Origin of the sequence: Haloferax sp. Atlit-12N (genome assembly GCF_003383095.1) — an archaeon.
GTDB lineage: Archaea > Halobacteriota > Halobacteria > Halobacteriales > Haloferacaceae > Haloferax.
Window position 1 is genome coordinate 161,796 of sequence record NZ_PSYW01000001.1, and the last position, 13,394, is coordinate 175,189.

12 protein-coding genes are annotated in these 13,394 nt (G+C 67.2%); 10 read left to right on the forward strand and 2 right to left on the reverse strand.

Features of this window, described 5'->3' with window-relative positions; translation table 11 throughout:
• Positions 1-5: 5 nt before the first annotated feature.
• The 3 genes from C5B90_RS00850 to C5B90_RS00860 all read left to right on the forward strand — a co-directional run bounded on the left by C5B90_RS00850 (position 6) and on the right by C5B90_RS00860 (position 2,358).
• Positions 6-707, forward strand: coding sequence for a hypothetical protein (locus tag C5B90_RS00850; RefSeq protein ID WP_115878328.1), 702 nt, complete (start codon positions 6-8; stop codon positions 705-707).
• Positions 708-821: 114 nt separating this feature from the next.
• A complete protein-coding gene (locus tag C5B90_RS00855) occupies positions 822-1,667 on the forward strand; it encodes an NAD(P)-dependent oxidoreductase (protein ID WP_115878330.1) in 846 nt (281 codons plus the stop codon).
• Between the two features lie 169 nt (positions 1,668-1,836).
• Positions 1,837-2,358, forward strand: coding sequence for a hypothetical protein (locus tag C5B90_RS00860; RefSeq protein ID WP_115878332.1), 522 nt, complete (start codon positions 1,837-1,839; stop codon positions 2,356-2,358).
• Positions 2,359-2,419: 61 nt separating this feature from the next.
• Here C5B90_RS00860 and C5B90_RS00865 read toward each other — a convergent pair whose 3' ends face one another.
• Positions 2,420-3,595 (reverse strand): Xaa-Pro peptidase family protein, encoded by a 1,176-nt coding sequence (locus C5B90_RS00865; protein WP_115878334.1) that lies wholly within the window; start codon positions 3,593-3,595, stop codon positions 2,420-2,422.
• Between the two features lie 323 nt (positions 3,596-3,918).
• Here C5B90_RS00865 and aroA point away from each other — a divergent pair, with 323 nt between their 5' ends.
• Both aroA and C5B90_RS00875 read left to right on the forward strand, forming a co-directional pair.
• A complete protein-coding gene (aroA, locus tag C5B90_RS00870) occupies positions 3,919-5,211 on the forward strand; it encodes a 3-phosphoshikimate 1-carboxyvinyltransferase (RefSeq protein WP_115880517.1) in 1,293 nt (430 codons plus the stop codon).
• Positions 5,212-5,277: 66 nt separating this feature from the next.
• Positions 5,278-6,519, forward strand: coding sequence for an alkaline phosphatase family protein (locus C5B90_RS00875; RefSeq protein WP_115878336.1), 1,242 nt, complete (start codon positions 5,278-5,280; stop codon positions 6,517-6,519).
• On the opposite strand, the gene C5B90_RS00880 is transcribed toward C5B90_RS00875, so the two are convergent.
• Positions 6,508-7,038: a DUF6653 family protein gene (locus C5B90_RS00880; protein ID WP_115878338.1), complete on the reverse strand. Its 531-nt coding sequence runs from the start codon at positions 7,036-7,038 to the stop codon at positions 6,508-6,510. The two genes, C5B90_RS00875 and C5B90_RS00880, sit on opposite strands and share 12 nt — an antisense overlap.
• Positions 7,039-7,144: 106 nt before the next feature.
• On the opposite strand from C5B90_RS00880, the gene aroC reads away from it, so the two are divergent.
• The 5 genes from aroC (at position 7,145) to dinB (ending at position 13,368) form a co-directional block, all read left to right on the forward strand.
• The gene (gene aroC, locus C5B90_RS00885; RefSeq protein WP_115878340.1) at positions 7,145-8,302 is read left to right on the forward strand and encodes a chorismate synthase; all 1,158 of its coding nucleotides are present in this window, start codon (positions 7,145-7,147) and stop codon (positions 8,300-8,302) included.
• A gap of 194 nt (positions 8,303-8,496) precedes the next feature.
• Positions 8,497-10,392, forward strand: a complete 1,896-nt coding sequence (locus C5B90_RS00890) for a 2-oxoacid:acceptor oxidoreductase subunit alpha (protein ID WP_115878342.1) — start codon at positions 8,497-8,499, stop codon at positions 10,390-10,392.
• A 3-nt stretch (positions 10,393-10,395) separates the two neighbouring features.
• On the forward strand, positions 10,396-11,334 hold the full coding sequence (locus C5B90_RS00895) for a thiamine pyrophosphate-dependent enzyme (RefSeq protein WP_004043633.1): 939 nt from the start codon (positions 10,396-10,398) through the stop codon (positions 11,332-11,334).
• A 118-nt stretch (positions 11,335-11,452) separates the two neighbouring features.
• Complete coding sequence (lrpA1, locus tag C5B90_RS00900; RefSeq protein ID WP_004043634.1) at positions 11,453-11,881, forward strand: HTH-type transcriptional regulator LrpA1; 429 nt, start codon at positions 11,453-11,455, stop codon at positions 11,879-11,881.
• Between the two features lie 137 nt (positions 11,882-12,018).
• Entirely contained in the window at positions 12,019-13,368 is a 1,350-nt protein-coding gene (gene dinB / locus C5B90_RS00905; protein WP_115878344.1) for a DNA polymerase IV, read from the forward strand.
• Positions 13,369-13,394: the final 26 nt, after the last annotated feature.

Below are 13,394 nucleotides of genomic sequence, written 5' to 3' on the forward strand. Positions count from 1 at the left end.
CGACGATGCCCTCCCCCAATTCAGACACCAACGCCGACCGCCGGACTCGAAGACGCGTCCTCGCCGGACTCGGGTCAGCGGCCGTCGTCGGCATCGCCGGTTGTAGCGGGCGAGTGCCCGGACTCGGCCCCGAACGAGTCGGTGCCGAGACGACGGTACGGGACGGAAGCGGTTTGGGGTCTCCCGAAATCCTCTGGCGGTACCCGCGACGCGAGGGCGACGAAGACGGCATCGGGTACGCGGCCGTGGAAGCGAGACGGGTCGACCGCCTCGAAGGCCGCTTCCCGACGCTGTCGCTCCAGTTCAACTCGACCGTCGGCGGACTCGCGGCCGACGAACCCTACGAGGGATACCGTCTCGACTGGTTCCGCTTTCGGTTCGAACCGCCGTCGTCGTACGAGCAGGCGACCAGTTACGCGGCGCGCGTCGAGCCGCCGGGACAAGGAGAAGGGGACGGGTTTTCGACGTATTACGACCGCGAGAGCACCACTAAACGGACCGTCATCGAACTCCGAGACGTGCAGATGCAGGGGACGATTATCGTCCCGGTCGTGTTCGCCCCGACGACCGAGTCGCTCCCGAAGACGCTGTACTGTCAGTTCACCGTGCAGGCGACCCGTCCCGGTGTCGCCGGGAAGACGGTGCGCGCCAGCGGCGAGGGTAACCTCCCGCTGGACGGTCTCAGCGGATTCTCACCGTCGGACTGAGCGACCTCTGTGCGGGACTCCCGACGAGACGCTCACCCGCGCCCGACCCGCAAACCACGTTCAACCGACGCCCGGTGTACGAACCATCAAGTGGTCGATGGCCGATAAGAAACTATGGCATTCGATGATGTGGATTTCGAGGGTCGGACGGCCTTCATCACGGGAACCAGTCGCGGTATCGGGAAGGCCATCGCCCTCGACTTGGCCGACCGGGGCGCGAACGTCGTCTCGACGGGCAAGACCGTCGACGGGCGCGAGGACCTCCCCGGGACCATCGTCGAGACGACGGAGGAGATACGCGAGCGCGGCGGCAACTCCATCTGGTGTCAACTCGACGTGCGCGACGACGACTCGGTGCAGACGGCCATCGACGAGACGGTCGACGCCTTCGGCGGCATCGACTTCGTCGTCAACAACGCGGGCGCGATTCACATCGCGGGCTTCGAGGACACGCCGCCGAAGCGGTTCGACCTCCTCATGGACGTGAACGCCCGCGGGGCGTACGCGACCACACACGCCGCGCTCCCGCACCTCCGCGAGAGCGACCACGCCCACGTCGTCACCTTCTCGCCGCCGATGCCCGCCCGGCCCGCCCCGGGGAAGGTCGCCTACGCGCTCTCGAAGTACGGCATGACGTTCATCGCGCAGTCGCTCGCGGGCGAACTCGACGCCGACGACATCGGCGTGAACGCGCTGTGGCCGGTCTCCGCCATCGAGTCCGAGGCGACCCGACACTTCGGGATGGGCGCGCCCGAGGACTGGCGCACCCCGCAGATACTGTGCGACGCCGTCACCGAACTGTTCTCGCGCGACCCGACCGACTGCACCGGCAACGCGTTCTACGACGAGGAACTGCTGTCCGAAGCGGGCGTCGACGACTTCTCTTCGTACGCCGTCGTCGAGGGGAGCGAACCGGGGCCGATGTCGGCCCAACTGTTCGACCCCGAATACGAACGCTGACCTCCGGTTATCGGCGCTGAGACTCGGAGGGGGACGTTTATAATGAGTGAACTCGAAACCACTCGAGATGAGTTCACACATCGTCGCAGCTAGAGAGACAGTCCTCTCGACGCGACGGTTTATCGAATCGGCAATTAGACTTATCTATTGGTGGAGAATCGCCTAGCCCATGGAGTTCCCTCGCCTCCCGACACGAGATACGAGCGGTCAGAAGGTCGTCCTTCCCGACGACTTAGAGGGTGAACAGACGCTCGTGCTCATCAGTTTCGACCGCCGCCAGCAGTCGCTGGTCGGGTCGTGGCGCGGGTACGCGAAGGAGTTGTGCGAGACGTACGGACATTTCGAGTACTACGAGCTGCTCGTCCTCGGCGGGCGGAGCGGGATGATGCCGCCGATGTCCGGCGGCGGAATGTCGCCGGGTGCCGCCCGGAGCCGCCCCCACGACAACGCGCTCATCGCGCGGGTGGACAAGACCGCGCTCCAGCGCCGCCTCGGACTGCTCGGCGAGGGCAACATCTACGCGCTCCTCATCGAGGACGGGACCGTCGTCCGGCAGGCAGCGGGCGTACTCACGCCCGAGACGGGTGACGCGCTGGAAGACCTGCTAAAACAGTGGCGCGAGGCCAACTCCGGCTGGACCGATGCGCCCGCCACTTGCGGCTCGACCGGCGAAAACGCCCTCGACAGCTGATTTTCTCCGTCGACGCCGATTCGGATTCCGCGTTCGTTCCGATTCCGCGTTCTCGCGCCGGCTACTCGACGACGAGTTCGACCGGGTACTCCGTCAGGTTCTCGTAGCCGTCCTCGGTGACGACGACGAGGTCTTCGATTCTGACACCGCCGATTTCAGGGTCGTACAGCCCCGGCTCGATGGTGATGACGTGACCGGGTCGAAGCTCCTCGCCGCTCGGGCTCAGCGACGGGAGTTCGTGCACGTCGAGGCCGACGCCGTGGCCCGTGCTGTGGATGAAGCCGGTCTCCGCCGAGGGGTCCGCGCGGAGCGTGCTCTCGCCGGCCGCCTCGTACACGTCGCAGACGGCGTCGTGGACGTCGGCTCCGGTCGCGCCCGGCTCGACGGCGTCGAGGGCGGCCTCGAACGCCTCCTCGGTGAGGTCGAACCACTCGCGGATTTCGGGCGATGGCTCGCCTTTCACGAACGTCCGGGTCATGTCGCCGTTGTACTTCGTCTCCTTGTCGCGCGGGAAGATGTCGATGATGACGGCCTCGTCGGCCCGGAGCGGACCGCTCCCGCGGTCGTGTGGGTCGGCGGCGTCGGCTCCGCAGGCGACGATGGTCTCGTCGAGGGCACAGCCGTGTCGCAGGAGCGTCACCTCGATTTCTTCCTTGACGCGCTCGCTCGTCAGGGGTTCGCCCTCGTACGTGAGCGTGCCGTCGTCGGCCACGTCGGCGTCGCGGATGAGGCCCTCGGCGGCGCGCATCGCGGCCTCGTTGGCGTCCTGTGCGGCGTGGACGTGCGCGACCTCCTCGTCGGTCTTCACCGCGCGGATGTTCGTGAGCACGTCGTCGGTCTCGGCCTCGACCGCAACGCCCTCGTCGCGCAGCGCGTCGGCGGTGCCGAGCGGGAAGTCCGCGGGGACCGCGAGCGAGCCGACTTCGTGGTCGGCGAGGAACGCCGCGACTGTCTTCGCCTTTCCGACGACTGCGCCGTGTTCGGCGTGTTTGTCGCGGTAGTCGTAGTCGGAGAGCCGCGAGACGGTGTCGGCGCGGCTCTCTTTCTTCGCGCGGCCGAACTCCAGCGTCGAGACGAGGAGGTGGATGCCCGCGGGCGTGTAGAGCGTCACGTACGGGTCCGGTGCGTCGAACCCAGAGAGATACAGCTGGTTGGAGTCGCTCCCGTCGGCCGAGATGAGATAGCCGTCGAACTCGTCGCCGAGGAACTCGGCCAGCGGTGAGAAATCGGGTTCCATACTCCGGGGTTCGCCCGGCCGGTAGTAAAGCTCTCGCGTCGCGGTCGGCGGGTTCCGGTATCGGCTCCGCGACACGCCTCTTCGGGCGGGAGACGCGCCGCGAATCGGCCGCCGGAACTCGCCGCGAGCGGCCGCAGAGAGCCAAGCGACTCGCCGTTTCGTTCGCCCGGACCGCCCGTGGCGTCCATCCCGAGTACAGTACGCTCGCCCGCAATATATGTTTGTTGGCAAACAAGAAACCGAGCGACCGCGCCGCCGTCGCCGTCCGGGAGAACGTCGCCGCGTCCGGTACCCTGATACCGGACCCTGCCGACCCCTCGCGTATGGACGCGCACGTCTCCCCGTCTCGGGTCGCCGGACGCACCCGAGCGCCGCCGTCGAAGAGTTACACCCACAGAGCCGTCCTCGCCGCGGGCTACAGCGACGAGGCGGTCGTCCGCGACGCGCTCGTCAGCGCCGACACAAAGGCGACCATGCGCGCGGTCGAGGCCTTCGGCGGGTCGGTCGACCGCGACGGCCAGACGGTCGAAGTCACCGGCTTCGGCGGCCGTCCGGGCACGCCCGACGACGTGGTCAACTGCGAGAACTCGGGGACGACGATGCGCCTCGTCACCGGTTGTGCGGCCCTCGGCGAGGGCCTGACGGTTCTCACGGGCGACGCCTCGCTCCGCTCGCGGCCCCACGGCCCGCTTCTCGACGCCGTCTTCGACCTCGACGGCCGCGCCGAGAGCACGCGCCGAAACGGACAGGCTCCGCTCGTCGTCGGCGACGGCATGACCGGCGGCACCGTCGAGATTCCCGGCGACGTGTCCTCGCAGTTCATCACCGCGCTCCTCATGGCCGGCGCGGTCACAGACGAGGGCATCGACGTGGAACTCACGACCGAACTCAAGTCCTCGCCGTACGTCGATATCACGCTCGAACTCCTCGCGGACTTCGGCGTAGAAGCGACCCGGACCGACGACGGCTTTTCGGTCCCCGGCGGCCAGTCGTACGCCCCCGAGGGCGGCGCGTACAGCGTCCCCGGCGACTTCTCGTCCATCTCGTATCTGCTCGCGGCCGGCGCGGTCGCGGGCGCGGAGGGTGAGGACGTCGTCATCGAGGGCGCGCGACCGTCCGCGCAGGGCGACAGCGCCATCGTCGATATCGTCCGCGACATGGGCGCGACGGTCGAATGGGACGAAGCGGCGGGCGAACTGACCGTCTCCGCGGCCGACCTCACCGGCACGACCGTGGACGTGGGCGACACGCCCGACCTGCTGCCGACCATCGCGGTCCTCGGCGCTATCGCCGACGGCGACACGGTCATCGAGAACTGCGAGCACGTCCGGTTCAAGGAGACCGACCGCGTGAGCGCGATGGCGGAGGAACTCGCGAAGATGGGCGCGAACGTCACCGAACAACAGGACCGCCTCACGATTCACGGCGGCGAGACGGACCTCGTCGGCGCGGCAGTCGACGGCCGCGGCGACCACCGCATCGTCATGTCGCTCGCGGTCGCCGGCCTCGTCGCGGACGGCGAGACGACGATTGCAGGCAGCGAGCACGTGGACGTGTCGTTCCCGAACTTCTTCGAGGCGATGTCCGACCTCGGTGCCGACATGACCGAGAACTGAGGGCGCGACCTGACAACGACCCGCCCGGACGGAACCTTTTTCGCCCGCCCGGACGCCGACGGTGGTATGTTCGACGCCGACGCACAGGCGCTCCGCGAGCGACAGTCGGACGGTGACTACCTCCGACCGGCATACGACGACTGGTGTTTCTCGCGGATTCCGGGGACCGTCGCCGACCTGCTCGGCGCGGATGTCGGGCCCCGACTCCCCGCGTCGGCGACCGAGGGCTACGACGACGTGTCGCAGGTTGTCGTCTTTCTCGTCGACGGCTTCGGCCTCGCCCAGTGGGACGGCGAGCGCGACCGAATCTCCTTCCTCCGCGAGTTCGAGCGCGCGGGTCGCGTCACGCCGCTCACCTCCGTCTTCCCCTCTGAGACGGCCGCCGCGATGAACACGTTCCACTCGGGGGCGTTGCCGTCGGAGCACGGCGTCGTCGGCTGGAACGTCTACGACCCCGACGCCGACGAGATGTTCGAGGCGTTGCCCTTCCTCCGGAAGGACGGCACCGAACCGGAGCGACTCGACCACGCCGACGTAGCCGACTGCGAGAGCGTCTACCCCGAGCTCGCCGACGCGGGCGTCGAGGCGCACCACGTGACGCCGTTCCCGTCCGAGGAGACGGTCCCGCACACCTACGACCCGGAAGACCTCTCGACGTTCTCGGACGCCTTCGACGAGGCGGCCGAGTCGGCCGTGGACCCGTCGTACGTCTTCGCGTACCTCCCGCAGACCGACGCCGTGGCTCACGGCGAGGGCGTCGACTCCGAGGCGTACCGCGAGACGGCCGCCGAGACCTTCGCCCGCGTGGAAGACGCGATAGCGACGCTCGCCGAAACGACCGGCGACGAAGACGCGGGCGAGACGCTCGTCTGCGTCACCGCCGACCACGGCCTCGTCGACACCGACCCCGAGCGCAACCCCGACCTCTCGGAACCGCCGTTCGACCTCGTCTCGGACCTGCGGACGCTCACGGACGGGACGCCGATTCGGTTCTCGGGAAGCCCGCGGAACGTCCACCTCCACCTGCGGGACGACCGAATCGACCCCGTCTACGACCTGCTCACGGCCGAGTTGGACGCGCGTGTGTTCCGGAAGCGCGAGGTGTTAGAGCGGGGACTGTTCGGTCCCGACCCCTCGCCGACGTTCGAGCGACGCCTCGGCGACCTCGTGGTCGTCCACCGAGACCTCGGCGTCTGGTACGGCGACGAGGAACCGGGGAACCTCGGTTTCGTCGCCATGCACGGCGGTCTCCACCCCGACGAGATGCTGATTCCGTTCGCGACGGCGACGCTGGACTCACTCCGCTGAGTCAGGGTCGGGGCCGCGACCCGTCACGCCGGTCTCCTTCACGACGGCGTCGACCCACCAGAGTTTGAGGGCCATCACGCCGAGCGTGCCGAGGAGCGTGCCGACCGGCCTGCGCCGTATGGCCGAGGCGACGGCGTAGAGCGTGACCGGGACGTTGAGCAGGTTGAGCACGTTCGGGTAGTCGAGCCCCATCGTCCCGCGCTCGGCGTCGAGCCACTCGCGCTCGGCGAGGACGATTCGGCTAAGGTAGTTGTCCGTGCGCGCGGGGCGCGGGAACAACACCGGGTTGACCGCGGTGAACGCGAAGGCAGCGAGAAAGAGCCGGCGGTCCCGTCGGTAGAGGGCGTACATCAACACCGGGTAGACGAGGATGCGCGTGCCGACGCTCCACGGGTTGGCGTGGCGCTCCCAGAAGGTCGCTTCGAGGCGGTCGCGGAGTCCGGAAGCGGAAGGAGACGCGGCGTCGGGGTCGGGACCGGAATTGGAGGCGTTGGGGTCGGAGGAAGGCGGCGATTCCATACGGCGGATTCGTCGGCATCGACTATGAACGTGCGGTCGCAGAACCCCCGCCCACGATTGCACCTTTCTACAAACACTAAATGGGCGGCCACCCGAGGGGCGGGTAATGAATGGCAACGAATTCGGTCGTCTCTTTCAGATGACCACCTACGGCGAGAGCCACGGCGACGCGATGGGCGTCACGGTGTCCGGCTGTCCCGCCGGCGTGGAGCTGTCGGTCGAAGACGTACAGCACGAACTGGACCGGCGGAAGCCGGGCCAGTCGATGATTACGACGAGCCGCGGCGAACCGGACGCCGTCGTCGTCAACTCCGGCGTGCAGGACGGCTACACGACGGGCACGCCCATCGGGATGGTCGTCCAGAACAAGGACGCCCGCTCGGGCAAGTACGAGCCCTACGTGACCGCGCCGCGGCCCTCCCACGGCGACTTCACGTACTCGGCGAAGTTCGGCACGCGCAACTGGGGCGGCGGCGGGCGCTCGTCCGCGCGCGAGACGGTGAACTGGGTCGCCGCCGGCGCGGTGGCGAAGCAGGTCATCGAGCAGAGCGACTACGACATCGAAATCAAGGCGCACGTGAACCAAATCGGCGACGTGGAAGCGCCGGAGGTCTCCTTCGACGACCTGCGCGAGCACACGGAGGAAAACGACGTGCGGTGTGCGCACCCCGAGACGGCGGCGGAGATGCAGGAGCTCATCGAGGAGTACCAGAAGGAAGGTGACTCCATCGGCGGCTCGATTTACTTCGAGGCGCAGGGCGTCCCGCGCGGCCTCGGCGCGCCGCGGTTCGACTCTTTCTCGGCGCGGCTCGGACAGGCGCTCATGTCGGTGCCGGCGGCGACGGCCTTCGAGTTCGGCCTCGGCCGCGCGGCCCGCGAGTGGACTGGCCACGACCGCAACGAGAACTGGGAGTTCGACGAGGAGGGCGACCCCCGCCCGGTCGGCAACAAACACGGTGGCATCCAGGGCGGCATCACGACCGGCGAACCGGTGTACGGCGAACTGACGCTCCACGCGCCCACGTCCATCCCGAAGAAACAGCGGACCGTCGACTGGGAGACCGGCGAGGAAAAGGAGATTCAGGTCGTCGGCCGGCACGACCCCGTGCTCCCACCCCGCGGCGTCCCGGTCGTCGAGGCGATGCTCTACGTGACTATCCTCGACTTCATGCTCCTCGGCGGACGCATCAACCCCGACCGCCTCGACGGGCAGGCCGGCGAGTACGACACCCCGTACCACCCGTCGAGTCCCGACAACGAGTAACAAATCCCGCGTTATCGTTCACTCTATTCCGCGGGCGTGACAGCCCGTTTGTCCACTTTCGATGGTGGGACGGTGAGTCAGTTTAACAATATTAAGTCCTTCATTATCTTTCCTTGTTAATCCATAGCAAAGTCTTTAATCGGACCCTCCCCAACTTTTCAGGTAGCGCCCCAGCGGGGCCGTGAGCTCAACATATGACTGACCACGAACTTATCTGGCGGATCGCAGGGGGTTCCGGTGACGGTATCGCCTCGACGAGCCAGAACTTCGCCAAAGCCCTGATGCGAGCGGGGCTACACGTTTTCACGCATCGACACTATCCATCGCGCATCCGCGGTGGCCACACGTACACGGAAGTGCGCGTCAGCGCAGACCCCGTCAAGTCTCGCGGCGACGGGTACAACTTCCTCCTCGCCCTCGGTGACTCCTTCGCCCGGAACCCGAGCGAGGGTGCCTACTACGGCAACGAGGAGATCAAGCCGCTCTCGGAGAACCTCGACGAACTCAACGAAGGCGGCGTCATCGTCTACGACTCCGGTCTGCTCGACGCCTCCGAAATCGAGGACTTCGACGAGCGCGTCGAGGAGAACGACTGGCACGTCTACGACATCGACCTGCGCACCATCGCCCGCGAACACGGTCGCGAGGTCATGCGCAACACCGCCGGTGTCGCCGTCACGTGCGCCATCGCCGGCATCGAACCCGACGTCATCAAGAGCCTGATGTCGGACGCGATGCCCGACAAGATTCTCGAACCGAACCTGACCGTCTTCGACGACGCCTACGAGATGGTCCAGGAGGAGTACGACGTCGAGGCTCCCGACGTGTCCGCGCCGACCGGCGAACACGACGAAGAGCAGGTGCTTCTCTCCGGCTCCGACGCCATCGCGTACGGTGCCATCGACGAAGGCTGCCGCTTCATCGCGGGCTACCCGATGACCCCGTGGACGGAAGTCTTCACCATCATGACCCAGAACCTCCCCGAACTCGGCGGCATCTCCGAGCAGGTGGAGGACGAAATCGCCGCGGCCGCGCTGGCAATCGGTGCCTCCCACGCGGGCGTCAAGGCGATGTCCGGCTCTTCCGGTGGCGGCTTTTCGCTCATGTCCGAGCCGCTCGGTCTCGCAGAGATTACCGAGACGCCGCTCGTTCTCGTCGAGGCAATGCGCGCCGGTCCCTCGACGGGTATGCCGACGAAGCCCGAGCAGTCCGACCTCGAGCACGTCCTGTACACCTCGCAGGGCGACTCTCACCGCATCGTCTTCGCGCCCGGCACCGCCGCCGAGGCGTACTACCAGACGCGCAAGGCGTTCCAGATCGCCTACGAGTACCAGATTCCGTCCATCGTCCTCTACGACCAGAAGCTCGGCGGCGAGCTTTCGAACGTCCCGGCGTCGGTCTTCGACGAGGAGCCGAACGCCGACCTCGGCTCGGTCCTGACGGAAGCGGAACTCGAAGACGCGCCGCACGACGACTCCGGCAAGTACCAGCGCTTCCAGCACGACACCGAAAACGGCGTCTCGCCGCGTTCGCTGCCGGGCCAGAAGGGCGGTCGCTACCTCGCAACGGGTAACGAGCACATGCCCGCGGGGCACATCTCGGAGTCCCCCGAGAACCGCGTCGCGCAGATGAACCGCCGCATGCAGAAGGTCGACAACATCCGCGCCGAACTCGACGCCGACGGCGAGTTCAACACGATCCACGGCGACGAGGACGCCGACCTCGGCCTCATCACCTTCGGCAGCCAGCAGGGCACCGTCGAAGAGGCCGCCGACGTTCTCAACGAGAAGGGCCACTCGGTCAAGGTCCTCGGCGTCTCCGAGATGATGCCGTTCCCGAAACAGCAGGTCGCGGACTTCCTCGACAGCGTCGACGAGGCGCTCGTCGTCGAGATGACCGCCTCCGCCCAGTTCCGCGGACTCATCTCCAAGGAACTCGGCGGCTACGGCGACCAGATGTCGAGCCTCCTCAAGTACAACGGCAACCCGTTCGAGCCCGCCGACATCGTCGAGGGCTTCGAGACGGCGCTCCTCGAAGGCGAGGAGCTCCCAGACAACCGCACGAAGTTCGTCCCCAAGGTGGGTGAATAAATCATGAGTGCATTCAGCGCAATCGGTGAAGAAACGGAGCAGGACCAAAACGAGTTCACCCCCGGACTCGAACCCCAGCCGACGTGGTGTCCGGGCTGTGGTGACTTCGGTGTCCTCAAGGCGCTCAAAGGCGCGGCGGCCGAACTCGGCCTCTCGCCCGACGAGATGATGGTGACGACCGGTATCGGCTGTTCCGGCAAGCTCAACAGCTACTTCAACAGCTACGGCTTCCACACCATCCACGGCCGCTCGCTGCCCATCGCCCGCGCCGCGAAGCTGGCGAACCCCGGTCTGACCGTGGTCGCCGCCGGCGGCGACGGTGACGGCTACGGCATCGGTGGCAACCACTTCATGCACACCGCTCGTGAGAACCACGACATCACCTACATCGTGTTCAACAACGAGATCTTCGGCCTCACGAAGGGCCAGACCTCGCCCACGTCGCCGATGGGTCACAAGTCGAAGACCCAGCCCCACGGCTCGGCCAAGACGCCGCTCCGCCCGCTCTCGATGTCCCTGAACGCCGGGGCGTCGTACGTCGCGCGGACGGCCGCTGTCAACCCGAACCAGGCGAAGGACATCATCGTGGAAGCCATCCAGCACGACGGCTTCTCCCACGTTGACTTCCTCACGCAGTGTCCGACGTGGAACAAGGACGCCCGTCAGTACGTCCCGTACATCGACATCAACGACTCCGACGACTACGAGTTCGACAACACGAACCGCTCGGAGGCCTCTGAGATGATGTTCGAGACGGAGAACGCCCTCCACGAGGGCACCGTCCTCACCGGCCGGTACTACGTCGACGAAGACCGCCCGTCCTACCAGCAGGAGAAACAGCGCATCGGCGAGATGCCCGAAGAGCCGCTCGCGGAGCGCTACTTCGACGACTCCTACGAGTGGGAGCGGACGTTCGACAACTTCCTCGACAAGCACAAGTAACGCCGACGACGCCGTAGTCGGCGCTCGGTTTTCGACCGGCGGCCGCGCCGGTTCGATGTGACCGAGAACCCTTTTCGGATTCGCAAGATATTTTTCTCCCGTGGGAAAACCAACGGGCATGGAAACCACGTCCACGGAAGGACGCATCCTCGCGGTCTTGGAGGAAGACGCGAAGGCGTCGTACGCCCAGATCGCAGACAGGGCGGACGTGTCGAAGCCGACAGTTCGGAAGTACATCCGAAAACTCGAAGACGACGGCGTCATCATCGGTTACTCGGCCGACATCGACCCGAAGAAACTCGCCGGGCAGTCTATCGCCATGGTCGGCATCGACGCGACCAGCGAGCGCTACGTCGAGGTCACGCGCATCCTCAAGGAACTCGACTCGGTGGAGGCGCTGTACACGTCCTCCGGCGACCACATGCTGATGGCCGAGGTCCGCGCCGTCGACGGCGACTCCCTCGGCGACGTTATCTCCGACGAGATTCTGTCTATCGACGGCGTCACGGCCGCACACCCCTCGTTCCTGCAAGAGCGACTGAAGTGACGCGACCGACGACGGCCGACGACGACCGATAGCGACCGACCGCGACCGGCCCGCCGCGTCCTTCCTTCCTTCCTTCCTCGCTTTACTTTCGCCGCGCTATCTGAAGCTTCAGGTGCGTCGCGCCCGTCACCTCGACTATGGCGGAGGAGACGCTGCCGGGCACGACCGCCGACGACGGCCCCGACAGCATCGTCCTTCACGTCGACATGGACTGTTTTTACGCCGCCTGCGAGCGCCTGCACGAGCCCGAACTCGAAGGCGAGCCGGTGGTCGTCGGCATGGGCTACGAACCCGGCGAGGGCCACGGCGCGGTCGCCACGGCGAGCTACGAGGCCCGCGAGTTCGGCGTCGAGAGCGCCCAGCCGATTTCGACCGCGCTCGAACGCCTCCCGCGAATCGACGACCTCGGCCCCGACGACGACCCCACGGCCGCGGGCCACTACCGCACCGTCGACCTCGAGTTCTACAAGGAGGTCGCCGCCGACGTGAAGGCGATTCTCCACGACTGCGCCGACGTGGTCCGCGAGGTGAGCATCGACGAGGCCTACCTCGACGTGACCGACCGGACTGGGTGGGACCTCGCGGCCTCCGGCGACCGGACGCTGGCGGAGGGCTTTGCCCGCTACGTGAAACAGCGCATCGCCCGCGAGGTCGGCGTCGCGGCCTCCATCGGCGTCGCGCCGAACATGTCGACCGCGAAAATCGCCTCCGACTTCGACAAGCCCGACGGGCTGGTCGTCGTCCGCCCCGGTGAGGTGCGGTCGTTCCTCGCACCCATCCCGGTTGAGGAGGTCCACGGTGTCGGCCCCGTGACGGCCCGAAAGCTCGGCTCGCTCGGCATCGACACGGCGGGCGACCTCGCCGAGGCCGACGCCTCGGTCCTCGAAGCCGAGTTCGGCTCGCGCGGCCGCGAACTCCACGAGCGGGCGCGGGGCTACGACGACCGGACGGTCACGCCGACGGGCCGGCCCAAGAGCCTCTCGCGGGAGTCGGCGTTCACCGAGCCGACGGCCGACATCGAGGACAAGCGGGAGGTCGTCCGCGCCCTCGCGGCCGACGTGGCCGACCGGGCGAACTCCCGCGGGGCGATGTACCGGACCATCGGCATCAAGGTGGTCGTCCCGCCGTTCGACATCAACACGCGGGCGACATCGCTTTCTGGCCCCGTCGACGACCCGGAACTCGTCGAGTCGGTCGCACTCGACTTACTCGACGCCGAGTTCGAAGAGACGACCGTCCGAAAGCTCGGCGTCCGCGTCTCGAAGCTCTCCTTCGCGGACGCCGACCAGTCGAGCCTCGACGGCTGGGAGTCCACCGGGTCCGGCGGCGACGACAACCCCGATGACCGCATCGGCGACGACGGCATCTCAGACGACCGCATCGGCGACGATGACGACGCCGGCGACGACGGTGACGACGAGCCACCGAACGCAGGGGGCGGAGCCCGCTCACACGAGGGCCAGTCGTCGCTCGTCGAGTTCGACTGAGTCTTTCGATACGACGGGGCGAGGGG

Coding starts and splice junctions, on each gene's coding strand:
- lrpA1 (WP_004043634.1), top strand. CDS start 11,453: ATGGAAACCACGTCCACGGAAGGACGCATCCTCGCGGTCTTGGAGGAA.
- C5B90_RS00855 (WP_115878330.1), top strand. CDS start 822: ATGGCATTCGATGATGTGGATTTCGAGGGTCGGACGGCCTTCATCACG.
- aroC (WP_115878340.1), top strand. CDS start 7,145: ATGAATGGCAACGAATTCGGTCGTCTCTTTCAGATGACCACCTACGGC.
- C5B90_RS00880 (WP_115878338.1), bottom strand. CDS start 7,038: ATGGAATCGCCGCCTTCCTCCGACCCCAACGCCTCCAATTCCGGTCCC.
- C5B90_RS00860 (WP_115878332.1), top strand. CDS start 1,837: ATGGAGTTCCCTCGCCTCCCGACACGAGATACGAGCGGTCAGAAGGTC.
- C5B90_RS00865 (WP_115878334.1), bottom strand. CDS start 3,595: ATGGAACCCGATTTCTCACCGCTGGCCGAGTTCCTCGGCGACGAGTTC.
- dinB (WP_115878344.1), top strand. CDS start 12,019: ATGGCGGAGGAGACGCTGCCGGGCACGACCGCCGACGACGGCCCCGAC.
- C5B90_RS00850 (WP_115878328.1), top strand. CDS start 6: ATGCCCTCCCCCAATTCAGACACCAACGCCGACCGCCGGACTCGAAGA.
- C5B90_RS00875 (WP_115878336.1), top strand. CDS start 5,278: ATGTTCGACGCCGACGCACAGGCGCTCCGCGAGCGACAGTCGGACGGT.
- aroA (WP_115880517.1), top strand. CDS start 3,919: ATGGACGCGCACGTCTCCCCGTCTCGGGTCGCCGGACGCACCCGAGCG.
- C5B90_RS00895 (WP_004043633.1), top strand. CDS start 10,396: ATGAGTGCATTCAGCGCAATCGGTGAAGAAACGGAGCAGGACCAAAAC.
- C5B90_RS00890 (WP_115878342.1), top strand. CDS start 8,497: ATGACTGACCACGAACTTATCTGGCGGATCGCAGGGGGTTCCGGTGAC.